At 73.8% G+C, this 24119-nt stretch carries 29 protein-coding genes and 1 tRNA gene; 12 read left to right on the forward strand and 18 right to left on the reverse strand.

Annotation, left to right across the window (positions count from 1 at the left end):
* Positions 1-300 precede the first annotated feature (300 nt).
* Positions 301-870: a hypothetical protein gene (locus C8D89_RS12950; RefSeq protein ID WP_116708559.1), complete on the forward strand. Its 570-nt coding sequence runs from the start codon at positions 301-303 to the stop codon at positions 868-870.
* Positions 871-872: 2 nt separating this feature from the next.
* On the opposite strand, the gene C8D89_RS29745 is transcribed toward C8D89_RS12950, so the two are convergent.
* The 6 genes from C8D89_RS29745 to C8D89_RS12980 are packed head-to-tail and all read right to left on the reverse strand — an operon-like array spanning position 873 to position 4578.
* Positions 873-1208 carry an NUDIX hydrolase gene (locus tag C8D89_RS29745; protein WP_207787204.1) on the reverse strand — a complete coding sequence of 112 codons (336 nt, stop codon included), beginning with the start codon at positions 1206-1208 and terminating at the stop codon, positions 873-875.
* Positions 1209-1238: 30 nt separating this feature from the next.
* Complete coding sequence (locus C8D89_RS12960) at positions 1239-2129, reverse strand: hypothetical protein (RefSeq protein ID WP_133251898.1); 891 nt, start codon at positions 2127-2129, stop codon at positions 1239-1241.
* Between the two features lie 4 nt (positions 2130-2133).
* Positions 2134-2748: a hypothetical protein gene (locus tag C8D89_RS12965; protein WP_116708561.1), complete on the reverse strand. Its 615-nt coding sequence runs from the start codon at positions 2746-2748 to the stop codon at positions 2134-2136.
* Positions 2742-3170: a hypothetical protein gene (locus C8D89_RS12970; RefSeq protein ID WP_133251899.1), complete on the reverse strand. Its 429-nt coding sequence runs from the start codon at positions 3168-3170 to the stop codon at positions 2742-2744. Before C8D89_RS12970 ends, C8D89_RS12965 begins: the two co-directional genes overlap by 7 nt.
* Positions 3167-3943: an enoyl-CoA hydratase-related protein gene (locus C8D89_RS12975; RefSeq protein ID WP_116708563.1), complete on the reverse strand. Its 777-nt coding sequence runs from the start codon at positions 3941-3943 to the stop codon at positions 3167-3169. Before C8D89_RS12975 ends, C8D89_RS12970 begins: the two co-directional genes overlap by 4 nt.
* Positions 3940-4578: a GNAT family N-acetyltransferase gene (locus C8D89_RS12980; RefSeq protein WP_116708564.1), complete on the reverse strand. Its 639-nt coding sequence runs from the start codon at positions 4576-4578 to the stop codon at positions 3940-3942. Before C8D89_RS12980 ends, C8D89_RS12975 begins: the two co-directional genes overlap by 4 nt.
* A gap of 195 nt (positions 4579-4773) precedes the next feature.
* Here C8D89_RS12980 and C8D89_RS12985 point away from each other — a divergent pair, with 195 nt between their 5' ends.
* Together C8D89_RS12985 and C8D89_RS12990 are read left to right on the forward strand one after the other, a co-directional pair.
* Positions 4774-6717, forward strand: a complete 1944-nt coding sequence (locus C8D89_RS12985; protein ID WP_116708565.1) for an AfsR/SARP family transcriptional regulator — start codon at positions 4774-4776, stop codon at positions 6715-6717.
* Complete coding sequence (locus C8D89_RS12990; RefSeq protein WP_116708566.1) at positions 6656-7426, forward strand: MFS transporter; 771 nt, start codon at positions 6656-6658, stop codon at positions 7424-7426. The genes C8D89_RS12985 and C8D89_RS12990 overlap by 62 nt, the downstream gene beginning before the upstream one ends.
* 8 nt (positions 7427-7434) lie before the next feature.
* Here the strand turns inward: C8D89_RS12990 and C8D89_RS12995 are convergent, their stop codons facing one another.
* Complete coding sequence (locus C8D89_RS12995) at positions 7435-8805, reverse strand: FAD-dependent monooxygenase (protein ID WP_116708567.1); 1371 nt, start codon at positions 8803-8805, stop codon at positions 7435-7437.
* A 29-nt stretch (positions 8806-8834) separates the two neighbouring features.
* On the opposite strand from C8D89_RS12995, the gene C8D89_RS13000 reads away from it, so the two are divergent.
* The gene (locus tag C8D89_RS13000; protein ID WP_116708568.1) at positions 8835-10616 is read left to right on the forward strand and encodes an L-lactate permease; all 1782 of its coding nucleotides are present in this window, start codon (positions 8835-8837) and stop codon (positions 10614-10616) included.
* Positions 10617-10635: 19 nt separating this feature from the next.
* Here the strand turns inward: C8D89_RS13000 and C8D89_RS13005 are convergent, their stop codons facing one another.
* Entirely contained in the window at positions 10636-11124 is a 489-nt protein-coding gene (locus C8D89_RS13005) for a DUF421 domain-containing protein (RefSeq protein WP_243418067.1), read from the reverse strand.
* 182 nt (positions 11125-11306) lie between these two features.
* On the opposite strand from C8D89_RS13005, the gene C8D89_RS13010 reads away from it, so the two are divergent.
* Positions 11307-12389 (forward strand): hypothetical protein, encoded by a 1083-nt coding sequence (locus tag C8D89_RS13010; protein ID WP_133251901.1) that lies wholly within the window; start codon positions 11307-11309, stop codon positions 12387-12389.
* Positions 12390-12453: 64 nt separating this feature from the next.
* Here C8D89_RS13010 and C8D89_RS13015 read toward each other — a convergent pair whose 3' ends face one another.
* Positions 12454-12699: a DUF397 domain-containing protein gene (locus C8D89_RS13015; protein WP_116708571.1), complete on the reverse strand. Its 246-nt coding sequence runs from the start codon at positions 12697-12699 to the stop codon at positions 12454-12456.
* Positions 12700-12957: 258 nt separating this feature from the next.
* On the opposite strand from C8D89_RS13015, the gene C8D89_RS13020 reads away from it, so the two are divergent.
* Both C8D89_RS13020 and C8D89_RS13025 read left to right on the forward strand, forming a co-directional pair.
* Positions 12958-13812, forward strand: a complete 855-nt coding sequence (locus C8D89_RS13020) for an SAM-dependent methyltransferase (protein ID WP_243418068.1) — start codon at positions 12958-12960, stop codon at positions 13810-13812.
* A 155-nt stretch (positions 13813-13967) separates the two neighbouring features.
* Positions 13968-14798 carry a helix-turn-helix domain-containing protein gene (locus C8D89_RS13025; protein ID WP_243418069.1) on the forward strand — a complete coding sequence of 277 codons (831 nt, stop codon included), beginning with the start codon at positions 13968-13970 and terminating at the stop codon, positions 14796-14798.
* Between the two features lie 545 nt (positions 14799-15343).
* Here the strand turns inward: C8D89_RS13025 and C8D89_RS13030 are convergent.
* Together C8D89_RS13030 and C8D89_RS13035 are read right to left on the reverse strand one after the other, a co-directional pair.
* Positions 15344-15745 carry a PNPOx family protein gene (locus C8D89_RS13030; RefSeq protein ID WP_116708573.1) on the reverse strand — a complete coding sequence of 134 codons (402 nt, stop codon included), beginning with the start codon at positions 15743-15745 and terminating at the stop codon, positions 15344-15346.
* Between the two features lie 186 nt (positions 15746-15931).
* Positions 15932-16594, reverse strand: a complete 663-nt coding sequence (locus tag C8D89_RS13035) for a PadR family transcriptional regulator (protein ID WP_116708574.1) — start codon at positions 16592-16594, stop codon at positions 15932-15934.
* Between the two features lie 67 nt (positions 16595-16661).
* On the opposite strand from C8D89_RS13035, the gene C8D89_RS13040 reads away from it, so the two are divergent.
* Positions 16662-17519, forward strand: coding sequence for a class I SAM-dependent methyltransferase (locus C8D89_RS13040; protein WP_116708575.1), 858 nt, complete (start codon positions 16662-16664; stop codon positions 17517-17519).
* A 10-nt stretch (positions 17520-17529) separates the two neighbouring features.
* Here the strand turns inward: C8D89_RS13040 and C8D89_RS29220 are convergent, their stop codons facing one another.
* Positions 17530-17673, reverse strand: coding sequence for a hypothetical protein (locus tag C8D89_RS29220; protein ID WP_165825685.1), 144 nt, complete (start codon positions 17671-17673; stop codon positions 17530-17532).
* A gap of 72 nt (positions 17674-17745) precedes the next feature.
* On the opposite strand from C8D89_RS29220, the gene C8D89_RS13045 reads away from it, so the two are divergent.
* Both C8D89_RS13045 and C8D89_RS13050 read left to right on the forward strand, forming a co-directional pair.
* The gene (locus C8D89_RS13045; RefSeq protein ID WP_116708576.1) at positions 17746-18429 is read left to right on the forward strand and encodes a helix-turn-helix domain-containing protein; all 684 of its coding nucleotides are present in this window, start codon (positions 17746-17748) and stop codon (positions 18427-18429) included.
* A 58-nt stretch (positions 18430-18487) separates the two neighbouring features.
* On the forward strand, positions 18488-19030 hold the full coding sequence (locus C8D89_RS13050; RefSeq protein ID WP_116708577.1) for a dihydrofolate reductase family protein: 543 nt from the start codon (positions 18488-18490) through the stop codon (positions 19028-19030).
* A 311-nt stretch (positions 19031-19341) separates the two neighbouring features.
* Here C8D89_RS13050 and C8D89_RS13055 read toward each other — a convergent pair.
* The 3 genes from C8D89_RS13055 to C8D89_RS13065 all read right to left on the reverse strand — a co-directional run bounded on the left by C8D89_RS13055 (position 19342) and on the right by C8D89_RS13065 (position 20740).
* Positions 19342-19415 (reverse strand) — tRNA-Thr (locus C8D89_RS13055).
* Between the two features lie 49 nt (positions 19416-19464).
* Complete coding sequence (locus C8D89_RS13060) at positions 19465-19836, reverse strand: hypothetical protein (RefSeq protein WP_116708814.1); 372 nt, start codon at positions 19834-19836, stop codon at positions 19465-19467.
* Between the two features lie 142 nt (positions 19837-19978).
* A complete protein-coding gene (locus tag C8D89_RS13065; protein WP_116708578.1) occupies positions 19979-20740 on the reverse strand; it encodes an arylamine N-acetyltransferase family protein in 762 nt (253 codons plus the stop codon).
* 20 nt (positions 20741-20760) lie between these two features.
* Here C8D89_RS13065 and C8D89_RS13070 point away from each other — a divergent pair, with 20 nt between their 5' ends.
* Complete coding sequence (locus C8D89_RS13070) at positions 20761-21549, forward strand: carbon-nitrogen hydrolase family protein (RefSeq protein WP_116708579.1); 789 nt, start codon at positions 20761-20763, stop codon at positions 21547-21549.
* Positions 21550-21555: 6 nt separating this feature from the next.
* Here the strand turns inward: C8D89_RS13070 and C8D89_RS13075 are convergent, their stop codons facing one another.
* Together C8D89_RS13075 and C8D89_RS13080 are read right to left on the reverse strand one after the other, a co-directional pair.
* Positions 21556-21924 (reverse strand): hypothetical protein, encoded by a 369-nt coding sequence (locus tag C8D89_RS13075; protein WP_116708580.1) that lies wholly within the window; start codon positions 21922-21924, stop codon positions 21556-21558.
* A 122-nt stretch (positions 21925-22046) separates the two neighbouring features.
* A complete protein-coding gene (locus tag C8D89_RS13080) occupies positions 22047-22877 on the reverse strand; it encodes an alpha/beta fold hydrolase (RefSeq protein WP_116708581.1) in 831 nt (276 codons plus the stop codon).
* 60 nt (positions 22878-22937) lie between these two features.
* On the opposite strand from C8D89_RS13080, the gene C8D89_RS13085 reads away from it, so the two are divergent.
* Complete coding sequence (locus C8D89_RS13085) at positions 22938-23498, forward strand: CGNR zinc finger domain-containing protein (RefSeq protein ID WP_243418070.1); 561 nt, start codon at positions 22938-22940, stop codon at positions 23496-23498.
* Between the two features lie 132 nt (positions 23499-23630).
* Here C8D89_RS13085 and C8D89_RS13090 read toward each other — a convergent pair whose 3' ends face one another.
* Positions 23631-24116, reverse strand: a complete 486-nt coding sequence (locus C8D89_RS13090) for an ArsR/SmtB family transcription factor (RefSeq protein ID WP_116708583.1) — start codon at positions 24114-24116, stop codon at positions 23631-23633.
* Positions 24117-24119 lie beyond the last annotated feature (3 nt).

Below are 24119 nucleotides of genomic sequence, written 5' to 3' on the forward strand. Positions count from 1 at the left end.
CCGCGCCACCACCCCCACCCCGGCTTCGCTCACGTTCGAATCCAGCGCCACCCCCCGACAACGACGCCCCACCCGCACGACCACCCAGCAAAGAATCATGAAGAACTTCTTGGCGGAGGCCGCCGGCGACCACCCACCAGCGACGACGAGACCACGACGAGGCCATGTCCGTCTCGATGCGATCTTGACACTACGTCACCTCGGTCCCGGTACGGTCCGGCCCCTTGAACGCGCCGTGGGAACCGCCGCGCAGCCCCCGTCCGGGACGACCGGGTGCCGGGGGACCGGGTAACCGCGTCCATGGCCAAGGGCGCGAAGGACTACGAGCAGGACTACACGGACCCCGAGCTGAGGGAACGGCTCAAGGAGGAGATCAAACAGTCCGACAAGGGCGGCGCGTCGGGCAAGTGGTCGGCGCGCAAGAGCCAGCTGCTCACGCAGCAGTACGAGAAGCAGGGCGGGGGCTACCGCTACCCCGACCAGCCCACCGAGGGCCAGAAGAGCCTCGAGCAGTGGACCGAGGAGGACTGGCAGACCGCCGACGGGTCCGCGCAGGCCCGCGGCGACGGAGACACCGACCGGTACCTGCCGAAGAAGGCGTGGGAGGAGCTCTCGGACGCCGAGAAGGAGGAGACCCGGAAGCGCAAGCGCGAGGCCTCGAAGAAGGGGGAGGGCGACGTCGCGAACACCGACGCCGCCATGACCGCCCGCAAGGAGGCGCACCTCGACGCGATGAAGGCCGACGACGCGGTCAAGGCGGCCCGCGGCATGGAACCCGACACCGCCCGGCAGGCGCTCCAGCACGAGCGCGAGCACCATGACCGCACGACGGTCGAGCGCCAGCTGCAGAAGGTGGCGGACGAGGACTGAGCTCAGCGCACGTCGGTGCCGTCGTGGACCCGGCTGGCCGGAGGAGTGCCGGCGGGACGCGCGGCGTCGAGCAGGCGGATCGCGACGGCGGGCACCAGCAGCCGCTCGGTCTCGTGCAGGTCGAACCAGCCGGCGTCCGCGCTCTCCTCCGTCGGACCGGGCGTCCCGTCGAGAAGGCGGCAGCGGAAGACCAGCGCGACCACGCCCCGCACGAGGTTCTCGTAGACCCCGGTGAGCCGCTCGACCTCGACGTGGACGCCCGTCTCCTCGTGGACCTCGCTGACGACGCCGACTCGAAGCTCTCGTCCAGCTCCAGGACCCCGCCGGGTTCCTGCCACCGGCCCGGGTGGAGCGCGGGTGCCACCACCTCACTCTTCCTGCTCGAGCAGCCGGGCGCCCTCCGCCATGAGGTCGGGATGGAGGTCCATGAGCAGTCGGGCGTGCGTGGCGGCGGCATCGGTACCCGCGGCGAGCATCGATGCGCGGGAGAAGGCCGTGGAGGCGTCGCCGCAGGCGATGGCGATCTGTGCGAGCCGCAGCTCGGCGAGTCGTCCCCGATCACCCGGGGCGTGGCGGGCCCGCCAGAAGCGGTCTTCCGCCACCTCCAGATCGCCGCGCCGGAACGCGATCTCCCCGCACACGCCGTCCCCCCAGGCCTGGAGGTCGAGCGTGCCCGGGACGAACGGCGGCGGGCGGAAACGGGCCAGCTCCTCCTGGGCGCCGTCGGGGTCCTCGGCGCGGAGGCGGATCTCGGCGAGGCGCAGCATGCCCTCGGGGGTGCCGGACCGGCGGAACAGCGCCGCTGCGGGCTCGTCGTCGCCGTGCTCCTCGATGATTCGCCCGAGGGCGAGCGCCGCCCCCGCGATGCCCGCGGCCGCGGCCTGCTCCAGCAGCGGCAGCGCGTCGTCCACCCGCCGGCCCCGCAGGTCGGCCCGGGCGGCGCGCCACGCGCCGAGGGCCGCGAGCTCCGGGTCGGGACCGGCCGCGGCCTGCACCCACCAGCCGCGCGCAATGCGGCCGTGGCGCAGCCAGGTGTCGATGTCGCCGAGCGCGATCAGGGCGCGCTGGTCGGGCACGGCCGCCGCGAACACGGGGCGGAGCACGTCGCGGACCTCCGCGTCGGCGGACCAGCCGCGCAGCAGCACCGTGCCGATCCGCACCCGGGACTCCGAGGTGCACGGGGACCCGGCCGCGAGGAGTGCGGCCACCGCCAGGGCGTCCCGGCGCGCCAGCTCCTGGTCGAGGTCCCGCGAGGTCACGGGCTCAGGGTCGTCGGCGGCGCGGCCGGCCACCACGGGTTTTCGGTGCCGCCAGCGGGTCGGGGTGCAGGAGCGCCGCTCCGCCGGCATGGCCCGCGAGCAGCTTGACGTAGTAGACGGTGCCGAACCAGGGCGCCGCGTCCGTAGTACCCCACCAGCGGTCGAGCGCCAGCCCGCCCGCCGTCGTCAGCAGCGCCAGCACGCGTTGCGCCGGGCGTCCGACCTGACCCAGCACGGCCGTCGCGGCCAGCAGGTAGGCGTACTGGGCGAGCGCCCGGTCCCACCGGGGCTGCGCGTCCAACCGCGCGACGACGAACGGGTGCACGTGCGCGGCGGCGAAGGCGAGGTGGTGCCGTGCCCGCGGCTCCTGCCCGTACCAGCGGGCGGCGGCGGGGGTGTTGTTGCACCAGGCCCCGCCCCACAGGTCCGCGGCGAGCACACGCAGGACCAGGCGGGCGCCGGGACCGGGCCGGGACGGGCCGCGCGCCAGCCGCGGGGCCAGCACCGTGCCCGCGACCCCGAGCGTCACCGTGCCCGCGTTCTCCACCGGCCCGGCGCCCGGGCCGACGATCGCGTCCCACCAGCCGACGCGGGGCCGCGGCGAGCGGCGGGTCACCACGGTCGCTCCCGGACGCCGCGGGGGACGACACCGACCGCCACGCCGACGAGCGTGAGGACCAGCGTGGCGACGAGCGCGAGGTCGTCCTGGTCGAGGGGCGGCGCCGTGGGTGCGCCGTGGCGGTCGATCCAGATGCGCCGGGTCTCGCCCACGTCCGGGCGCTCGGGCAGGTAAAGGTCCCCGACGTGCGACCGGCCCTCGCCGTCGGTCCACTGCGCGCGCACCACGCCGTTGTACGGCACGAGCGCGTTCTCGTCCGGATACGTGACCGGCCCGTGGGCCAGCACGGTCGCGACGGCCCGGTGGGCGCGCGGGTCGTCCGACCGGGCGGCGAGCGCACCGAGCGCGTTCCCGACGACCGGCGCGAGCACCACCACCAGGGCCGCCAGGGCGGGGACGAGCCGGCGCGCCGGCACGCTCACCGCCCGCTCCCCCGGCGTTCCAGGAACCGTGCGAGTCCCTCGCGCACACCGTCGGTCCCGACGGTGCCGGCGAACCACGCGGCCTCGACCGCGAGCCCCTCGTCGATGGGCAGGTTGATCCCGCGGGTCACCGCGCGCAGGCAGGCGGTGACCGCGGTGGGCGCGTGACGGGTGATGCGGTGGGCGAGCGCGTGGGCGGCGTCGAGCAGCTCGGCGGCCGGCACGACCGTGTTCACCAGCCCGAGCTCGGCGGCGCGGTGGGCGTCGACCGGGTCGCCGGTCAGGATCATCTCCAGGCCGCGCTTGCGTCCCACGTGCCGGGGCAGGCGTTGGGAGCCGCCGAACGGGGGCGGGAACCCGAGGCTGATCTCGGGCTTGGCGAAGGTGGCGTGCTCGGCCGCGATGGCCAGCGGAGCGGCCTCGGTGATCTCGCAGCCGCCGCCGAACGCGAGGCCGTTGACCGCGACGATGAGCGGCTTCGGGTACTCCTCGATCCGCCGCGTCAGCCCCTGCCCGCGGCGCACGATCTCGCGCAGGGCCTGCTCGCGCCCGCCGGCGATGCTTCCCGCGAGCGACGGGACGTCGGCGCCGGCGCTGAAGGCGCGGTCGCCGGCGCCCGTCAGCACCACGGCGCGCACCGTCTCGTCGTCCTCGGCCTCGTCGAGCACGGCCACCAGACGGCCGATCGTCGCGTGGTCGAGGGCGTTGAGCTTCGCCTCGCGACGGATGGTGACGGTGGCGACGTCCCAGTGGTGTTCGACGTCCACGGTCATGCGGGCTCCTCGGTGCCGAAGGGGTGCGACGGCGGTCCGCCGCCGATGGTCGGGTGCGGCGTGGCGACCAGGGCCCGGTACTCGACGGTGCCGTGGTCCAGGCGCCGGACCACGGGGCGTCCGGCCACCTCGGTCAGCACGGCACGGGCGGCGCGGAGCGCGCGGGTGTTGCCCACCGCGACGTGGACGACGACGTCCTGCCCGTGCCACCGCGGATCGGCGAGCGCCTGCCGCAGCAGCTGCCGCCCCAGGCCGCAGCCCTGCCACGGGTCCGCGACGAGGACCGCCGCCTCGGCATGCCGTGGCCCGGCCGGCACGAGCCCGCCGCAGCCGACGAGCTCGCCGGCGACGACGACGCCGAGCTGGGTCCCCGGGGCCAGATGGGCGGCCAGGGCCGCGACCACACGGTCGGGGTCCGGGCGGACGCCGGTGAGGAAGCGCGCCGCGAGGGTGCCGGGCGAGCACCGCGCCACCAGGTGGGCCAGGAGACCGACGTCCCCGGGCCCCAGGGGCCGGAGCGCCGGTGCGCCCGCTGTCGTCGTGGTCGTCGCGGATCGACGCCTCCGGGTCGCGTGGCGCCGGAGGCGGTCGCGGAGCTCGGTGTACGGGGGCAGCTCGACCGGGTCGTCCTCCATGCTCACCGCCTCGTCCACCGGGCTCGGTCGCCGGTGATGAGACGCGGGCCGGCGAGACCGCGGCAACGACCGCGCCGCGCCGCGTCAGCGGGCCGTCAGCGACCGCCCGGTGGGCTGACGCAGCGCTGACGCCGGGCCACGGGCGGGTTGTGGAGCGACCGGCCACGGCTCTAGAAGGATCACCGTGGAGGCGCGATGACGGTGCGGCCCCGGTTCCTGGTCCTCGGGCCGATGGCGCTGCGTCGGGACGACGGGAGCACCGTCGTGCTGTCCGGGCGGCGGGACCGCCTCCTGCTCGCCGTGCTGCTGGCCGCCGGGGACCGCAGCGTCCCCGTCGAGACGATCACCGAGGCCGTGTGGGGCCGGCCGCCCGGGCACAACGCGCTCCAGGCCCGGGTCTCGCACCTGCGCCGCCTCGTCGGCCCGTGGCGCCTGCGCCACGACCACGGCTCCTATCGCCTCGTCGCCGCGCCGTGCGACCGCGACGACGGCGTGCTCGAGCAGGCCGTCGAGGACGCCCAGCGCCTGCTCGTCCGCGGCGAGGCCGGGGCGGCCCTGGCGACCGTCCGCGGTGCGCTGGGCCTCGTGCGCGGTGAGCCCTACGGGTCCGCGAGCGGCGTTCCGTCCGTCGACGCCGCCGCGACCCGGGCGCGCGACCTCGTCGCCCGCGCCCGGGACGTGGAGATCCGTGCGCTGCTCGAGAGCGGGGACGTCGAGGGGGCCCTCTCGGCGAGCCGCGCCCGCACGATCGAGCACCCCACGCGGGAGGCCGGGTGGATCCTCCTCGTCGCGTCGCTGGAGCGCTGTGGGCGCCGCGCGGAGGCGCTGGCCGCGTACGACCGCGCCGTCCGGATCCTCGCCGAGCGCACCGGTGCCGGGCCCGGCGACGAGCTGCGGTCGCTGCGCCTGCGCATCCTCGCCGCCGAGGACGGTGAGCGACGGCCGACGACCGCGGGGCCGGGCGTCCTCGAACCGACCGAGATGATCCGCTGGCTCGACACGCACGGGCACCGCGCCGCCGCCCTCGACCTCGCGGTGCGGTGCGCCTGGGGCTGGTGGCTCGCCGGCGACCGGGCGCGGGGCCGGCTCGTCCTCCTCGACCTGTACGGCGAGGCGCCGCGGTCGCTCGCCGGTCGGCTCTGGGCCTGCGCGCTCGCGGCACACGACCGCGACGAGCCGATCGCGCTGGCCGAGGCGCAGCGGCTCGTCGCGGCCCGGACCCGCGCGGACAAGCCGTTCACCGGGTCGCACGAAGGGCTCGCCCTGCTCCTGCTGGCCGACCGGCGTGCGGAGCGCGGCGAGCCCGAGAAGGCGCGCGCGTTCCTCGAGGCGGCGGCCCCGGCGGTCGAGACCACCGGTCACCGGTGGGGCCACGCCCTGGCCGACCTGGTGCGGGGCCGGCTGCTCCTCGCGACGGGCGAGCCGCGGCGGGCGCGCGAGGAGGCGCAGCGGGCCGAGCAGGTGTTCCGGGACCAGGCCGACGCCGCCGGCCGGATGCGAGCCCTGGAGCTGCTCGCGGCGCTCGACGAGGCCGGCGCCGACCTGCCGAACGCGGTGGCCCGGTACACCGAGGCGCTGCGGATCGCGACGGAGTGCGGCTGGGTGTACGGGCGCTGCCAGCTCTCGGTCCACCTCGGCAGCGCGGTGCACCTCACCGGGGACCACGCGACCGGCACCGCCAGGCTCGCCGAGGCGGTCGCGCTCGCCGAGCACCTCGGGTCGCCGTCGATGTTCGCCTGGTCGCGCAACAACCTGGCGCTGGCCCAGGCGCGGGCCGGGGACACCGTCGGTGCCGAGCGCGGCCACCGGCTGGCGCTCGACTGGTACCGCTACGCCGGGTCGACAGCCGGCATCGCGCTCACCGCCGCAGCGCTCGCCCGGGTCACGTCCGCCGCCGACGCACCGGCGCTGCTCGACCTGGCCGACCGGGCGGCCGCGGCCACCGGCGACCCGCGGGCGCTGGCGTACGCGGCCGAGACCCAGGCGGTCCTGGCCGGCGACGACGACCTCGCGCGCCGGCACCTCACCCGGGCCCGTCAGCTCCGCGTCGACCGGTGCGGGCAGCCGCGGCCGGCCGGTGAGCAGCCCGACGTGGACGCCCTCGAGGCGCGCCTGGCCGGCTCCCGGTCCGCGGGATGACACCGGGAGCCGCACGGCCGAGCGGTGGGACCCGCGCGCCACCCTGCTCCTGCTCGGCGCGGGCTACGTCGTCGTCAGCGGGGGCGCGGCCCTGGTGCTCCTGCGCGCCCCGTGGCGCCGTCCGGTGAGACACGGGGCCGAGCAGGCCGACCACGTCGCCGAGATCGTCGGGAGCCGGGCGTTCCGCCGCAGCCGCCTCGCGCTCGCCGTCGCCGCCCTCGGCCTCTACGCGGTGACGCTGAACCTGGTGCCGCTGCTGACCGAGCTCGGCTTCGGCTATCAGGACGCCGCGCTCGCGTTCGGGCTGGTGGGCGCGGGCCAGGTGCTCGGTCGCCTGGTGTTCGTGCCCCTGAGCGGCCTCGGGACCCCGCGCTCGCGCACGGTGACGCAGGTGTCGCTGAGCGCCGGGTCGATCGGGCTCCTCGCCGCCGTACCGGGCCCTCCGCAGCTCGTGACGGCCAGCGCGGTGCTGTGCGGCGCGGTTCGGGGCGCGCACACGCTGTCGGTGGCCAAGGTCGTCTCCGACCGGTGGGGGACGGAGTCCTACGGCACGCTGCTGGGCCGCTTCCACGGCGTCGTGGCGGTGGCGATGGCGATCGGCCCGGTCGTCGGCACGGCCGCCGCGCTCGCCCTCGACTCCTACCGTCTCGCGGCGCTGGCGCTGGCCGCGCTCGGCGTGTCCGCGATCGCCGTCGCGTCCCGGAGCTGAGGCGCCGGTCAGGGCGCGTCGAGCACCACCCGCGTCGTCCCGAAGCGCAACCCGTGCTGGCGGCGCAGCCACGCCCGCCGGGCCCACCCGTAGCGGCCGAGGGCCCGGGCGCCCTGCTTGGCCAGGGTGAACCGCCACGTCCCCGCCCGGGCGTCGCCCTGTCCCCTCGCCTCGCGGCGCTGCAGGCGCTGCGCGCGGAGGATCTCGGGCTCGCGCTCGGCCTGGATCGCCGCGCACGCCCCGTCGACCGCACCGGGCTCCGGGCGGCCCGCCGCCAGCACCCGGAGGTGGTTGGCGGCCACGACGGCGTCGCGCAGCGCGAGGTTGATGCCCTGGGCCCGCACCGGCGACATCGGGTGGGCGGCGTCGCCCAGCAGCAGCACGCCCGGCGCGCTCCACGACGGGGCGCGCCCGACCATCACGTTGAGCCGGACCGGGCCGGACACCCCGTCCCGGTGGTCCAGCACGTGCTGCGCGTACGCGACCGGTGCCGCCCGGAGCGCCGGGGGCAGCCAGTCGCCCGTGCGGAACTCCGCCAGCCCGCCCTTCGGCATGATCACCCCGCACTGCCACCGGTCGTCCCACGAGGTGTAGGCGACCAGCGGGTGCTGCCCCGCGCGGACCATGATGTGGAAGTCGCAGACGTCGGGCTCCTCCACCGGGGGCGGGGCCTTGAACCACAGCACGTCGTAGGCCTCGCGGGCCGGTGTGAGGGCCAGCCCGGCGTGGGTGCGGACCGGGGAACCACGCCCGTCGCACCCGACGAGCAGGTCGCACGGCAGCTCCCGGTGCCGGCCGTCGCGGACCACCCGGACGCCGACGACCCGGCCCGTCGGGTCGCGCGCCACCCCGGTGAACCGCGTGCCGCGGTCCTGGACGAGATCGGGGTTGCGTGACGCCTCGCGGAGGATTCCCTCGAGCAGCGCCGTCGGCGAGACCACCCGGAAGGACCGCTCAGCGAGTTCCCCGACCTCCTCCGGGACCCGCAGGACCTCCTCGCCGTCGATCCAGATCCGCCAGCTGCGCACGACCCGGTGGGGCGCCGACGAGACCACCTCACCCAGCCCCATCTGGCGGAGGGCGTCGAGCCCGAGCGGCATGAGGCCCTCGCCGCGGAACACCCCGCCCGGCGACGTCTCGCGTTCGATCACCCGCACCTGCGCGCCGGCGCGGGCCAGCAGCAGCGCCAGCGCCGCTCCCGCCGGGCCCGCACCCACGATCGCCACCCGCACGCCGCCGCCCCCGTCGTCCGGGTCATCGGGTACGGGAGGCGACGCTACGAACGGTCGCCCTCCGCGTCGAGTCCCGCCCGATCGTGGGCACGGACCGGTCACGGGCCGGAGCGATCTCGTGACGAAGCGTCCGCGATCTGCCAGCATGTCCCGTCGGACGACGACAGGGGGTCACCGTGGACAACCTCGGCGTACTCAGCCTGCTCGCCCTGGCCCCCATCCTGGTGGTCGGGGTGCTGCTGGTCGGGCTGCGGTGGCCGGCGAAGTGGGCGATGCCGGTCGGCTTCGTCACCGCCGCACTGGTCGGCGCGTTCGCGTGGGGCATGCCCGGGGTGACGATCCTCGCCGCCTCGATCGAGGGCCTGATCATCGCCCTCGGCCTGCTCTTCATCATCTTCGGCGCGCTGCTGCTGTTGCAGACCCTCACACAGAGCGGCGCGCTGGCCACCATCCGCGCGGGGTTCACGAGCATCAGCCCCGACCGCCGCGTGCAGGCGATCATCATCGGGTGGCTGTTCGGGTCGTTCATCGAGGGCGCCTCGGGCTTCGGGACGCCGGCCGCGGTGGTCGCACCCCTGCTGCTCGCGCTGGGCTTCCCGGCGCTGGGCGCGGTCCTGGTCGGCATGGTCATCCAGTCGACCCCGGTGAGCTTCGGTGCGGCCGGGACGCCGGTGCTCACCGGCGTGGGCGAGGGCCTGGCCGGGGCGCCGCAGACCGCGGCGCGCACCGCGGAGCTCGGGCTGACCAGCGAGGGCTACCTCGCCCAGATCGGGCTGGAGATCGCCGCGCTGCACGCGGTGGCCGGGACCTTGATCCCGCTCTTCATGGTCTGCCTGCTCACCCGGTTCTTCGGCGAGAACCGCAGCTTCGCCGACGGTCTCGCGGTGGCGCCGTTCGCCCTGTACTCGGCCTTCGCGATGACGATCCCCTACGTCGCCGTGGCCGCCCTGCTCGGCCCGGAGTTCCCCGCGCTGCTCGGCGGCCTGATCGGCCTGGCGCTGGTGATGTTCACGTCCAGCCGCGGCTTCCTCATGCCGAAGCAGGTCTGGGACTTCCCGCCGCGTGAGCGCTGGCTCGACCGATGGATCGGCAACATCGAGCCGGACACGACGGTCGCGAGCGCGCGGATGACGTACGTGCGGGCCTGGGCGCCCTACGTGCTCGTCGCGGTGCTCCTGGTGCTCTCCCGCGTCATCGAGCCGGTCAAGGACGGCCTGCAGAGCGTCGCGGTGGGCCCGTCGGACATCCTCGGCACCGGCATCGACGAGCAGCTCGAGGTCCTGTACTCGCCGGGCGCGGTGTTCCTCGTCGTCTGCCTCGTGACGTACGCACTGCACCGCATGAGCGGCCGGCAGATCGCCACGTCCTGGTCGGTGTCGGGCCGGCAGCTCGCCGGTGCGGCGATCGCGCTGCTGTTCGCGCTGCCGCTGGTGCGCATCCTGATCAACTCGGGGCCCGAGTACAACACCTCGGGCCTCGAGAGCATGCCGCTGACCCTCGCGGCGGGCGCGGCGGCCGTCGCGGGCGGGACGTGGCCGCTGTTCGCGCCCTGGATCGGCGCGCTCGGCGCGTTCATCGCCGGCAGCAACACGGTGTCCAACCTGACCTTCTCGCTCTTCCAGTTCGCCACCGCGCAGAACATCGGGGTCGACCCCGAGACGGTCGTGGCGGCCCAGGCGGTCGGCGGCGCCGCCGGCAACATGATCACGGTCCACAACGTCGTCGCCGCGTCCGCGACCGTCGGCCTGCTCGGTCGCGAGGGCGACGTCATCCGCATGACGATCATCCCGATGACGTACTACTGCCTGGTCGCGGGCGGGTTGGCCTTCGTCGTGATCTACGGCGTCGGGTTCAACCTCGGCACCCTGGTGCTGCTTCTCGTGATCGCCTCGCTCGCCGTGGCGGTCGTGAGGGGCCGACGACGGCGCCCGTCCGAGCAGGAGACCTTCGTCCGCTGATCGACCGTGCCCGGCGCCTTCAGCCCTTCGCCCCCGGGACGTCGGCGAGCGCCGACGCGTCCCCCAGCGAGGAGGCCGTCACCACGCTGAGGGTGCCGTCGCTCTCGAGCACCACGGCGCCCACCTGCGAGAGGTCGCCGCTGCCGCTCGCCCGCACCGCCTGACGCAGCTCGCCCCGGGACACACGATGCGCACGCAGCGCGTCGTCGAGCACCTCGCCGCGGTGCAGCAGGAGCGTCGGTGCGGCGGTCACCGCCGAGCGGCTGCTCGGCCACCGGGTCGTCGCCCACGCCACCACGAACTGGAGCCCCACGAGCAGCGCGAGCGCGACCGCCCCCTCCGCCCACGCGACGTCCGTGCTGAGCAGGATGGTCGCGAGCGTCGACCCGAGCGCGACGGTGACGACGAGGTCGAAAGCGTTCAGCTTGGCCAGGGTCCGCTTGCCCGACACGCGCAGCAGGACGACGAGGAACGCGTACGCCGCCGTCCCCACCAGCAGGACTCGCACCAGGTCACTCCACGCGTCGAACCACATGGGCGCGGGGCTACCCCCCGATCCCGGTTCGCTCCACCGGACAGGTGCTCACGCCCGCCTCTCCAGGGAGGAACGCACCCTCCGCGGTCACTCGTCACCGAAGTTGGGCCGGCCGGACGAGGGTGACACCCTGACGGGGCTTCTACCATCCAGGGATGTCACGGCGTGTGCACCTCGTGGGGAGCTGGCCGGCCGCCACGGCCGACGACGCCATGCGGGAGATGGCGCGTCGTTGTGGCGCCTTCCTGAACTCGATGCCCGATGGAGAGACCGGCGAGCGAGGGCGATGGCTCGCGAACATCGCCGAGAGCCTCCGTTCGCACCCCGACCTCGACGTCCGGCACGACGGCCACTGGACGTCCTACGACGACGTGCTCGACTTCCGGGTACGCCGAGGGCACCGCCTCCACGACCTCGACCTCGGACACGTCGAGCCCCAACGGGCCGGCCGGCTCGTCCTCGACGAGCTCCGTCGGGAGGCGGCCGTCCCCGCGGACGTCGCGTTCCAGGTGGGGCTGCCCGGCGACCTGGACCTCGCGACGTTCCTCATCGGCCGGAGAGGAGCACTCCGGCATCGCCGGGCGTTCACGGACGCCCTGCTCGACGAGATCCGGGAGATCCACGCCGCCGACGGCTCCGAGGTCGTCTTCCAGCTCGAGATCCCCCTCGAGCTGGTGCTCGTCGCCACGACTCCCGGCCCTCTGCGACCCGCCGTCGCACGGTGGCTCGCCGCCGGCGTCGCCTCCCTCGCCCGCCGGGCCCCGACCGGCGCCCGCTTCGGCCTGCACCTCTGCCTCGGGGACCTGCAGCACCGCGCTCTCGCCCACCCCGCCGACGCCGGACCGGCGACGATCCTGGCCAACGCGATCGCCGCCCGCTGGCCGCGCGGACGTCCTCTGGACTACATCCACGTCCCGCTCGCGGCCGGCGAGGAACCCCCGTCGCTCGACCCCCGGGCCTACGAGCCGCTCGGCCGACTGCGGTTGCCCGTCGGGACCCACCTGGTGGCGGGCTTCCTCCACGAGCGGCGGTCGTCCGAGGAGCACCGGTCGATCCTGGCCGCGGTCGAGTCGGCCGTGGGCCACGACGTGGACGTCGCGGCCTCGTGCGGCCTGGGACGCCGCGGCCACGACGCGGCCACCGCCACGGTGGACCGCGGGGTGGAGCTCTGCGTTGTCTCCGCCGTCACCGTTCCGCGCGCTCGTGCCGCCGACGCCGGCTCCGTGGCCTCGTCGTGACCTCCTCGACGCCCGGGACCGACAGCGTCGGGCCGCGACGGCTCCGCCGTCGGCAGCTCCCGTCTCACGCGATCAGGTCGTCGAACTCCCCGGACTTGATCGCGTCGACCAACTCGGCGATCTCCGCCGCCGCGTACGTCAGCACCGGACCGCTCGGGTCCTTCGAGTCACGGACGGCGATCCGCCCGTCGGGCCGGCGGGCCATCTCGACGCACGCGCCGTTGGGGTTGCTGCGGCGGCTCTTGCGCCAGATCAGCGACGGCTGGCCGGCCTCCGAGGCCCCGCCCACCTCTCGTTCTTCGTGCGCCATCTCGCTCCCTCGGAGCTGCCCCGGCTCGTCGACCGTGCAGCTGTAATTTCGTCTGCGATTGCATCCGCACGGTAGATGCCGGGCGCTCCCGCCGGTCAACCCGCCTGCGACGGGCTGTCCCGTGACGGCGCCGGATGGTCGCTGGACGCCCGCCGCCCGGGCGCCGAGCAGCTGACGGATGCGGGCGGGCGGCGGCGTCCCACTGCTGAGGCCCGTGTCGGCCCGGCGGGGGGCTCGATAGGGTCACTGTCGGTACTGATGAGCAGGAGGGCGGAGCCGATGACCAACCCCAGCCAGGCTGTGACCGGAGGAGCTGGCCCCGCCGGCGGGGGGATCGACACCTCCGTCCCGTCCATCGCCCGGGTGTACGACTACCTGTTGGGCGGCAAGCACTACTACGAGGTCGACCGGGTGGCCAGCGAGGCCATGATCGACGCGGTGCCCGAGACGACGTTGCTGGCCGCCGCCAACCGCAGCTTCATCCGCCGGGCCGTGCGGTTCATCGTGGGCGAGTCCGGCATCGACCAGATCCTGGACATCGGTTCCGGCCTGCCGACCGCCGGCAACGTCCACGAGATCGCCCAGGAGATCAACCCGAGGACCCGGGTCGTGTACGTGGACAAGGACCCGATCGTCCTCGCGAACGGCCGGGCTCTGCTCAGCGCCAACGAGAACACCATCGTGATCACCGCCGATCTGCGGGACCCGGAAGCCATCTTCGACGATCCGGAGACCCAGCGGCTCCTGGACTTCGATCGACCGCTCGCGGTGATGCTGGGCGGCATCCTGATGCACATCGAGGACGAGGAGGACCCGCAAGGGATCGTGGCGACGATCCGCGACCGCCTGCCGTCCGGGAGCTACCTGGTGCACTCCGGGTGCGCCGACCCGGGCGAGCCCCGCGCCCGCGAGCTCAACCAGATCTTCTACGAGTACAACATGGGCTCCCGGTGCTTCCGCCCCACCGCGGAGCAGGCCGAGTTCTTCGCCGGGCTCGAGCTGGTCGAGCCCGGTCTGGTGCCCTGCAGCCAGTGGCGCCCCAGCTTCGACTTCCCCGACCCCGACAACCCGGCGCACGCGATGGTCATCGGGGGCATCGCCCGCAAGCCCTAGCGACCGATCCGCGAAGGCGCGGCGCACTGCTGCCTCGGGGCACCCCGATCTGGCACACTCGCACGACTCCTTGCACTCAGGCGGTGGTCCTCATCGGTGCTCCTGGCTGGTCCGGCCATCAGCCGAACCCGCGTGCGAGCGGCGGCGGGCCGACGGTGCTGCGCATCCTCGTCGGGACGCAGCTCAGGCGGCTGAGGGAACAGTGCGGCATGAGCCGCGAAGCCGCGGCGGACATCATCCGGGGCTCCGAAGCCAAGATGAGCCGGCTGGAACTGGGACGGACGGGCTTCAAGCAACGCGACGTCGTGGACCTGCTGGCCGCCTACGGGGTGACCGACGACGCCGAGCGGGAGGCCGTGCTGGGGCTCGCCCGGCGGGCCAACGAGCCGGGTTGGTGGCAGCCCTACAACGACGTGATGCCGGGCTGGCTGGAGCTCTACGTCGGCCTGGAGCAGGCCGCGTCGGTGATCCGCAGCTACGAGGCGCAGTTCATCCCCGGCCTGCTGCAGACCGAGGCCTACGCCCAGTCGGTCATCGAGCTGGGCCAGGTCGCACGGCCGGCCGACGTCAAGGAGCGGGTCGCCCTGCGCATGAGGCGGCAACAGCTGCTCGAGGATCCGGCTTCACCGGACCTCTGGGTCGTGGTGGACGAGGCGGCGCTGCGGCGGACCATGGGCAACATCGAGGTGATGCGCGGTCAGCTCGAGCACCTGCAGGCCATGATGAAGCGGCCGCGCGTGACCGTCCAGATCGTCCCCTTCACCCGCAGCGGCCAGGTCGCGACCGGAGGGCCGTTCACACTGCTGCGATTCGCCGAGCCGGACCTCCCCGACATCGTGTACCTCGAGCAGCTCACCAGCGCCTTCTACGTCGACAAGCGCGAAGACGTCGAGACGTACCTCGAGGTGATCGACCGGCTGAGCGCGACCGCCCTCACCCCGGCGGAGAGCGCAGACGTCGTGGCCGCCGCCCGCGCCACCCTCTGAACCGTCCCGCGACCCGACCGACTCGGAGGACGCACCGACCGCGGTCCGAGCTTGCAGCTGCACACCACGCTGTCTACGATTCTTCAATTGCACTTGCACCAGCCGTGCACGATCGGGGAGCGGTGGGATGCGTCGACACTCCTCCGGACCGGGCTCCGTTGCCCCGTGGCACCAGGGGTGCGGCGTGTCGGCGCCGCTCGACCCCACGGCGCGGTGACGACGTGCGTGACGTGCGTGCCGGCGATCGGCGCCGAACTCGCCAGCAGGCTGATGTCCTCGAGCTGACGTGCACGGTCGACGGCTACTCGCACCTGGTCTCTCTCGACGAGTTCGCCGCCGCGGCACGATCGAGCCGCGGGCTGTTCCCGGCGGTGTGCGGCCACGAGGTCACCGCAGGCTCGATGTCGGCCCCACCAGGACCACCATGCCGGTCCTGCAGCACGAGCTGAGTGCCGAGCCGACGTCCCTCCCCGCGAGCTTGCGCCCGTCGGCATCCATCCCGACGGCCCCGGCCCCGCGAGGACGCGACGCTGCCGGTCGTCGACCTAGGCCGACCCGGCCTGTCGCTGGATCCGGTGTCCGACGATCAGCTTGATCTCCAGGACCAGCGGTTCGTTGGGGTCGACGGCGAACGATTCGGTGTCCCTGCATCCCGCTCGCCCGCGAGGCTGGGGTGGACCCGGACGTTGAAGCGCCACCGGGCCGTGCGCCGTGACCGTCCAGACGGCGTCGTCGGCCTCGACGTGGAACGAGAAGACGTGCCCCTGGGCGATCTTGAGCCGTGGTGGTGCGAGGAACAGCAAGCGCGATCCCTCCAGCTGGAAGCGGGTGGGCTGGATCGCGGGAAGCGCACGGTCGGTGTAGAGGAAGCGTCCGTGGGCACAGGACCGCAGGAGGTCCTCACAGTCGTCCGGGGCGATCTCGGTCCACGTCGTCGGCGAGAGCATCGCTCATCTCCTCAACAGAGGTGCGGGTCATCGGCTCGCACGCAGCTGGTCAACGTGGAGTACAGCCGGTGATCGTGGTTCGTCATCGAGCAGCACACCAGGGACCAATGGGCACGTCGGAGGCGCATTCGGGCCGGGTCGCCGGGACCGTTCGGGGGCGTCGGATGCGCCGCATCGGACGGCGCGTCACGCCTCCGGATCCTCCCGGCGGTCGAGCAGCTGCCGCACGCTCTCCGCGAGGCGCACGCCGTCCTGTGCCACCGCCGTGTCGAAGGGAGCCTGGGACACGTCGTCGGGCCAGTTCTCGACCACGCGGGTGGCCCAGTCGACCCAGCGGGCGACGGTGACGTAGTAGTCGGTGAGGAAGCGCCCTGGCAGCTGGTTCAGGGCGGCCCGCTCCGGGAAGGTCCCGCGGTGCTCGAGGTAGGCCCGGGCGGTCGCGAGGTTCTCGGCGTTCTGGTCGAGCACCCAGGTCCTCATCGCCTCGAGGTTGGCGAGGACGTCGGCCTTGGTCCCGCTGTCGGCCAGGTGGATCTTGACGAGCTGCTCGCACTCGAGCACGGGCCCGTCGCCCGGTTGTGACAGCCACTCGGCGAGGGCACGCCGGCCCTGGGCGGTGATGGTGTAGCGGGTGCGGGGGCGACGGCCGACCGAGTCGTCGGTGGCGCGGGCGTAGCCGTGGGCGACGAGCTTCTTCGGCTCCTCGTAGAGCTTGCTCCTCGCCCGCGGCCAGATGCGCCGCAGACTGCGGTCCACCTGCTGGACGAGCTCATGTGTGGTCCAGGGCTTGACCGCCAGCAGTCCGAGGATGGCGTAGGAGGTCGTGGTCAACGTCGGGACACTTGACATGATACTCCCTTCGGGACAGTCTTTTCCTCCCCAAGGGAGATTAGCGGGGGGAGGAGGTCGCCCCACCATGACCACCACCGACACCGTCCAGGTCCACCCGGGAAACGCGGCACAGCTGCGCGCCTGGGACGGCGACGAGGGCGCCTACTGGGCCGCACACGCCGACCACTTCGAGCGGGCCCTCGCCGCGTACCACCCGCGCCTGTTCGAGGCCGCCGCGATCACGGCCGACGATCGCGTCCTGGACGTCGGGTGCGGGACCGGACGGACGACCCGCGACGCGGCCCGGACCGCGTGGGCGGGTTCGGCGCTCGGCGTCGACCTCTCCTCGTCCATGCTCGATGTCGCCCGGGAGCGGGCGGCGGCCGAGGGCCTGGGCAACATCAGCTTCCAGCAGGTCGACGCCCAGATCCACGCTTTCGCTCCCGCGGCCTTCGACGTGGCGGTCAGCGCCACCGGCGCCATGTTCTTCGGCGACCGGGTGGCTGCGCTGGCCAACATCGGCCACGCCCTGCGCCCCGGCGGGCGGGTGGCGCTGCTGACCTGGCAACCGCCGACCGACAACGAGTGGTTCCGTTCCTTCACCACGACGCTGGCGGCCGGTCGTGAGCTCCCGACCCCGCCGCCGGACGCGCCGGGCCCGTTCACCCTCGCCGACCCCGATGTCATCCGTGCCGTGCTGGCCGACGCCGGCTACGGCCGGATCTCGGTGGAGGGTATGTCTGCACCGATGTGGTTCGGGCACGCCACCGAGGACGCCCACCGCCTGGTGGCCGGCCTCCTCGGGTGGATGCTCGACGGTCTCGACCAGCCCACTCGGGATCGGGCGCTCGACGACCTGCGGGCCGACATCGCCGCCCACGCGACCCCCGCGGGAGTGCTCTACGAGTCCGCGGCCTGGATCGCCTGCGCGACACGGCCATGACGCCACCCGGTCAGCGGGCGAGCTCGGTCAGGAGCTCGCGGGGATGGGTGATGTAGGGCAGGTGCGGCGTCGCGAGTTCGTCGTGGTCCCACGTCGGCTCGAGCGTGCTCGGCGTACCGGTCGAATCCGGGATGCGGCCGGGGGTGCGGCGCACAGAGTGGGCCCGTCGGCCCGACGAATCCGGCTCACCGGCCAGCTCTTCCGCCTCTAGACTCCCGTCGTGGCGATGGTGTTCGACGCCGTGGCCGGCGACGTCCCGCTCGTGCAACGGGTGTGGACGGCCCGCTGTGACGCCGCGACCGCGTTCACCTCGGCGGCCAAGGGCTCCTCCATGATCGCGTTCGCGCGGACCGCCGACGGCACGACCGTGCACCTGCGCGGACCGGAGACCCGGGCCACGCAGATGACGTGTCCGGAAGGCTGCGAGTTCTTCGGTGTCGACCTGCAGTGCGGTGCCTACGTGCCCCTGTTCCCGCCGTCCGGTCTGGCCGACCTGAACGACGTCCTGTTGCCGACCGTGTCGGGCGGCCGGCTCCTGCTGGACAACCGCGACTGGGAGATGCCGACCGCGCAGAACGTCGACGTCTTCGTCAGCAGGCTGGTGCGGGCAGGTCTGTTGTTCTTCGATCCGCTCGTCGACGAGATCCGTCACGGCGAACGGCCACGCAACGTGTCGGAACGGACGGCGCAGCTCCGGTTCCGCAGGGCCGTCGGGGTCTCACGCCGCAAGCTCATCAGCATCGAGCAGGCACGGCACGCTGCGCAGCTCCTCGCGGCGAGGGGATCGATCGCCGACGCGGTGGCAGTCGGCGGCTACTACGACCAGCCGCAGCTCGGCCGGGCGATGCGGTGGGCGACCGGCCACACGCCCGGGGAGCTGAGGTCCGGCATCCCGTTCCTCGCGCTCTGAACGCGGAGTTTCGGTTCGATACAAGACGGTCCGACATCGGGATGGTCGACTTCGGGGCATGCGCACTCTGATCGAATACGACCACCTCTCGATCGACGGACGGTTCACCGGAGATGGCTTCTGGGCCGCCCAGATGGCTCTCGTCCCCAGGGACCGCCAGGTCGAGTACCAGCTCCGGCTGCTGGACCAGGCCGCCGGTCTGGTGCTCGGGCGGTTGACCTACGAAGGCTTCGCCGCGACGTGGCCGAGCATGACCGGCGTCCTCGCCGACAAGATGAACTCTCTCCCGAAGTACGTCGCCTCCACCACGCTGCGCGAGACCACCTGGAAGGCCCAGGTACTCGGCGGCGACGCCGTCGAGGCCGTCGCCCGACTCAAGGAGTCCGGCGACGGCACACTGGTGAAGTACGGCAACGGTCCGTTCAGCCGGGCGCTCGTCGAGGCGGGCCTGCTGGACGCGCTGCACGTGAGCATCTCCCCGTTCGTCGCGGGGTCCGGCGATTCGCTGCTGTCGGGCATCGGCCCGACCTCCATGGACCTGACGGGGGTGACCGACATCGGCAACGGCGCCGTCGTGCTGGCGTACACACCGGCCCGGTAGCCGGGCCACGTGCGATATGGGGATCGCGACGGCGGGTCGATGCCGCGTCCGCAACGGACAGATCGCGGAGAAGCTCTCGTACGTCAAGGGCTGAGCACTGGTCCGCCTCGGCATCCCGAGCGGCGACCCGCCGGTTCGCTCTCGGGCGAGCGCCACGAGCCAGCCACGTTCCGAACGGCCCTCGCGAGGCCAGAGGTTGCCGACCCGGGCGGATGTGTCGGCGGCACGGGCTCAGGCATCGGTTGGCTCGCGCCGAAGAAAGCCGACCCAGAACGCCGCTCCGAGCGATCGAAACGGCCTCTGGCCTACGGAGCCGCCTGTCGGAATCGAACCGACGACCTACGCATTACGAGTGCGTTGCTCTGGCCGACTGAGCTAAGGCGGCAGTGTCCCCGAGTGTAGGGCAGGGCCGGGCCGGAGCGACCAGGCGGGGGTCAGGCCAGCAGGAGCACACCCAGCACCAGCAGTGCCGCGACCTTGAGGAGCTCGAGGGCGATGTAGGCCAGGTGCAGGCGCGAGCGGGGCAGGTCCTCACCGGCCAGGACGCGATCGGCGCGGCGGTTGAGCCGCGGGCGCACGAGGAGGAGCTGGACGAGCAGGAGCACGACGAGCACGACGAGTGCTACGCCCACGTCGCTCGGCACGTCCGCGACGAGCACGGCCGCGGCCACGATCATCGCCAGCACGACCTCGACGACGTTCAACGCTCGGAACACCAGGCGCCCGATGCCGAGGCCGATCACCGTCGTCACGCCCGGGGCGCGGAACTTCACCGGCGCCTCGAGGAACGAGATCGCCAGCACCATCCCCAGCCAGGTGAACGTCGCCGCCGTCGCCACTGCCACCTGCCCGGTATACCGCGGACGGGCCGTCGATCCGACCTCGGTGACGGACCGCGCGGTGCGCGGCTCCTGCCACCGAAGTCGGGCGCCCGGAGGAGCGCCGGGGTCAGCTCGGGTGCGCCACGGTCGGCACCGCGTCCAGCTCGACGCCGAAGACGTCGCGATAGGTCGCGAGCTGCTCGTCCACGGTGAGCGTGCGCTCGGCGCGGGAGCCGTCGTCGCCGGTCTCGATCAAACGGTCGTCCGAGATCGTCACCCGCCCGGTCGGGGTCAGCCGCGAGCAGGTCACCGACAGCGCGAACGGCGACTCCGGCGACGTCGCGTGCCACCAGGCCGGCGGGGCGAAGTCCGGGAGGATCCGCGGGCGCGGGTCGAGGCGGTAGACGATCGTCCCGTCGGCGAGCACGTCGAGATCACCGTCCGGGGCGTCGTGCACGGCGTACGTCCCCGCGTGGTCGGGCTGGTCGTCGCGACGATCGACGTCGAGCGGCCCGACGGCGAAGCGCCCGAAGCCGACGTCGACGAGCAGCCGCCGACCCTCCCGGCCGACGAGCAGCGCCATGTGGTCGCCGGGTGGGCCGAAACCGTCGTCGCCGCCGTTGCGGGCGACGCGCGCCGAGCAGAGGGCGACGTCGTACCCGAGGGCACCGAGCAGGCCGCCGAACGCGCCGTTGAGCTCGTAGCAGAAGCCGCCGCGATGCCGGTCGACGATCTTCACGACGAGCTCGTCGACGTCCAGGTGGATCGGCTCGGGCAGGTGCACCGAGAGGTTCTCGAACGGGACCGCCTCGAGGTGGCGCCGCATCAGGTCCTCGAGCGGATCGTCGGCGGCCGCACCGATCCGCGTCAGGTAGGCCGTGACGTCCATCGGACCGGTATACACGGGTCATGCGCCTCGCCCTGGCCCAGATCCTCGCGACCGACGACCCGGCCGCGAACCTGGAGATCGTCGCCGACCACACGGCGCTCGCCGCCCAGCAGGGCGCGAGCGTGGTGGTGTTCCCCGAGGCGACGATGTGCCGCTTCGGCGTGTCGCTGAAGCCGATCGCCGAGCCGCTGGACGGGCCGTGGCCCACGGAGGTCCGGCGCATCGCGGAGCGGAACGACGTACTCGTCGTCGCCGGCATGTTCACCCCGACCGACGACGGCCGCGTCACCAACACGCTGCTCGTCACCGGTCGGGGCGTCGACACGGCCTACGACAAGATCCACCTCTACGACGCGTTCGGCTTCGCCGAGTCCGAGACCGTCGCTCCGGGCGCGAAGCCGACGACGGTGACGGTGGGCGGGACGACGCTCGGGCTCGCGACCTGCTACGACATCCGCTTCCCGGAGCTCTTCCGCGCCCTCGCCGACCAGGGCGCGACGGTCACGCTGCTGCCGGCGAGCTGGGGTGCGGGTCCCGGCAAGGTCGAGCAGTGGCAGTTGCTCGTGCGGGCGCGCGCCCTCGACGCGACGACGTTCGTGCTCGCCGCCGATCAGGCGGATCCGACGACGCAGGGCATCGACCCGGGGAAGGCGCCCCGCGGTGTCGGGCACAGCCTGGCCGCCTCGCCGTTCGGGGTGACGATCGACGAGCTCGGCGCGGAGCCGGGGCTGCTCGTGGTCGACGTGGACCCCGAGCAGGTCCCCGACGTGCGTGCGGCCTTGCCCGTGCTGGCGAACCGCCGGCTCTAGCCCGTCCTACGCCGCCCGGTCCGGGCGGGTCATCCAGCGGACCCGGCTCTGGTGCGGCGCGAGGCGGCTGATCAGGTCGCGGCGCGCCGCCGAGTCGGCCGGCGCGGTGAAGGCGCTGTCACGGGTGAGCTTGGCGCGGATCGGGCTCGGGTCGAGCACGATCACCGTGGAGGCGCCTCGGAGCCGGGCGTCGAGGTCGACGGTGCGGGAGTGGGCGGCGGCGCCACCGAGCCGGTCCGCCAGGACCTCCGCGGCGGCGAGGCCGCGGGCGTCGGGGCGGGCGGCGACGACGAGGACGGGGGTCTCGCCGGAGCTCGATCGGTGGGCGGTCTGGGTGGTGACGTCGGAGGGCGCGGGGCGGGTGGGCGAGCTCATCGGGCAGTGCTCCAGATCGGTCGTCGCGGGTCGGCGACGACGCGTGGGTGTTACGTCTTGTATGACGCTTGTGATCTTCGTTGGTTTCCTGCCGGCCAGAGTGATCCGTACCTCCCCGTACCTCACGGCAGCACCTCCGCGAGGACGTCGAGGAACGCCTCCGGGGCGTCCTCGGTGAGGAAGTGCCCGGCGGCCGGGACGACGTGGAGGCGCGCGCCGGGGATCGCGTCACGCAGGGCGTCCGCCGCGGACGGCGGGATCCAGGCGTCCTCGGCGCCCCAGACGACGTCGACCGGGACGGTGATCTCGGCGAGGCGGGCGACGACGTCGCGGGTGTCGTCCTCGGTGAAGCCCGCGACCTGGTCGAGGTAGCGCTGCTGGCCACCCGGACCGGCGAAGCGGTCGAGGTAGGCGCGCTCGACGTCGTCGGTCAGCGTGCCGGCGACGGTGGTGCGGAAGTGCGCGGTGACCATGGCCTGGAACAGGTACGGCGGCATCCGCCGGTAGGTGGCCAGGTGGTCCTGGACGTGCTGCGTCCCGTCGGTGACCCACGGCGGGAGCACCGCCGCGTCGGCGACGACGAGCCCGCTCGTCGGGGTGCCGTGGACGAGGTGCGCGCGCAGGACGGTGGCGGCGCCGATGTCGTGGCCGACGAGGACCGGCGCCTCGAGCTCCCAGTGCGCGACGAGGGCGTCGAGGGTGCGCGCGTGGTTCGCGACCGAGGGGTGCGCGCCGGTCGAGTCGCCGTAGGTGGGCAGGTCCCAGACGTGGACGGGCCGGTCCGTGGCGAGGGTGGGCGCGACCCGGCGCCAGAGGTACGACCACGACGGCGTGCCGTGGGTGAGGACGACGGGGGTGCCGGGGCGGTCGGCGCCGAGCACGTCGACGGCGATGGTCCCGGTCGGCAGGTCCACGCGGTCGCGCAGGCGCCAGGTGGCGGTGTCGGTGGGCACGACTCCTCCGAAGGGGTAAAGTTGAGCTTTGAGCCTTACTGTAGAAGAGGTGTGTAAGGGTTGCAAGTACTTTTTGACGATTACGGGCGCGCGGCCGGCTTCGCGACCGAGATGGTCAACACCGCGCCCGGGGTCTGGCACGGGGAGGACCAGCTGCCCGACGTCGCCGCGCTGACCTCGTTCCTCTCCGAGCACGGGGTGGACGCCGCGCCGGAGCCGCCGGACCTGGACGCGGTGCACGGCGTGCGCAGCGAGCTGCGCGCGGTGCTCGATCTCCGCGACGCGGAGGCCATCGGCAGCCGGGCCTCGGATCTGGCCGCGAGGGGCCTGGGCACCGTGGACCTGGCTCCCGACGACCGCGGGCACCTGCAGTGGCGTGCCCGCTCGCGGGCCGACGCCGGCCTCGCCGATCGGTTGGCGTTGCTCGGCGGTGTCGGGGTCCTCGGAGCGTTGCGAGCGCTGGGGCCCGAGCGGTTCCGGGACTGCGCGTCGGACACGTGCTCGGGGGTGTTCATCGACACGACCCGCCCGGGGCGGCGGCGCTACTGCATGCCCGATCTCTGCGGCAACCGCGCCAACGTCGCGGCCTACAGGGCGCGGCGGCGCGCGCGCCAAGGCTGACACGGCCTGTCAGCTCGCGGCGTGTCGCGCGAGCGAGGATGTGGCGATCCTGGCGTCGAGTGCCAGGAAAGCCGCATTGCTGGCACACCCCGTGCGCCAGGAACGCCGGAGCCGGCGGGGGGTCGAGAGGGGTCAGCCGCGAGGGAGGGCGCCGCCGAGGTCGGCGGCGGCCACGAGGGCCACGAGGATCGGGACGACGCCGGTGGCGGGGACGCGGTAGCGCCGGCCGTCCTGCTCGACGAGGCGGGCGGCAGTCAGCGTGCGCAGGTGGTGGTAGAGCTGGCCGGTCGAGGAGAGCTCCGCCGCCTCGACCAGCTCGCCCGTGCCCGCCGGCCCGGTCAGCAGGCGCCGGACGAGGGCCAGGCGGACGGGATGGCCGAGGGCGGCGAGGACCTCGGTCACCGGGCCCGCCGGGAGCGCGAGCGAGGCCGCCGCGTCGTAGCCGATCGACCATGTCACCGGGCCCGCACCCTCGGCCAGACGCACCTGCCCGCGGTAGGCGATCTCGCCGGCCTCGCCGGTCCGCTCGTCCGGCTCCGCCCGGCGGCCGGCGGCCTCCTCCAGCGCAGCGACCCGCGCCTCGAGCGCCGCGAGGCGGTCGTCGGCGTCGTCCGGCACCGC

Source organism: Actinomycetospora cinnamomea (assembly GCF_003096675.1).
Taxonomy (GTDB): Bacteria; Actinomycetota; Actinomycetes; order Mycobacteriales; family Pseudonocardiaceae; genus Actinomycetospora; species Actinomycetospora cinnamomea.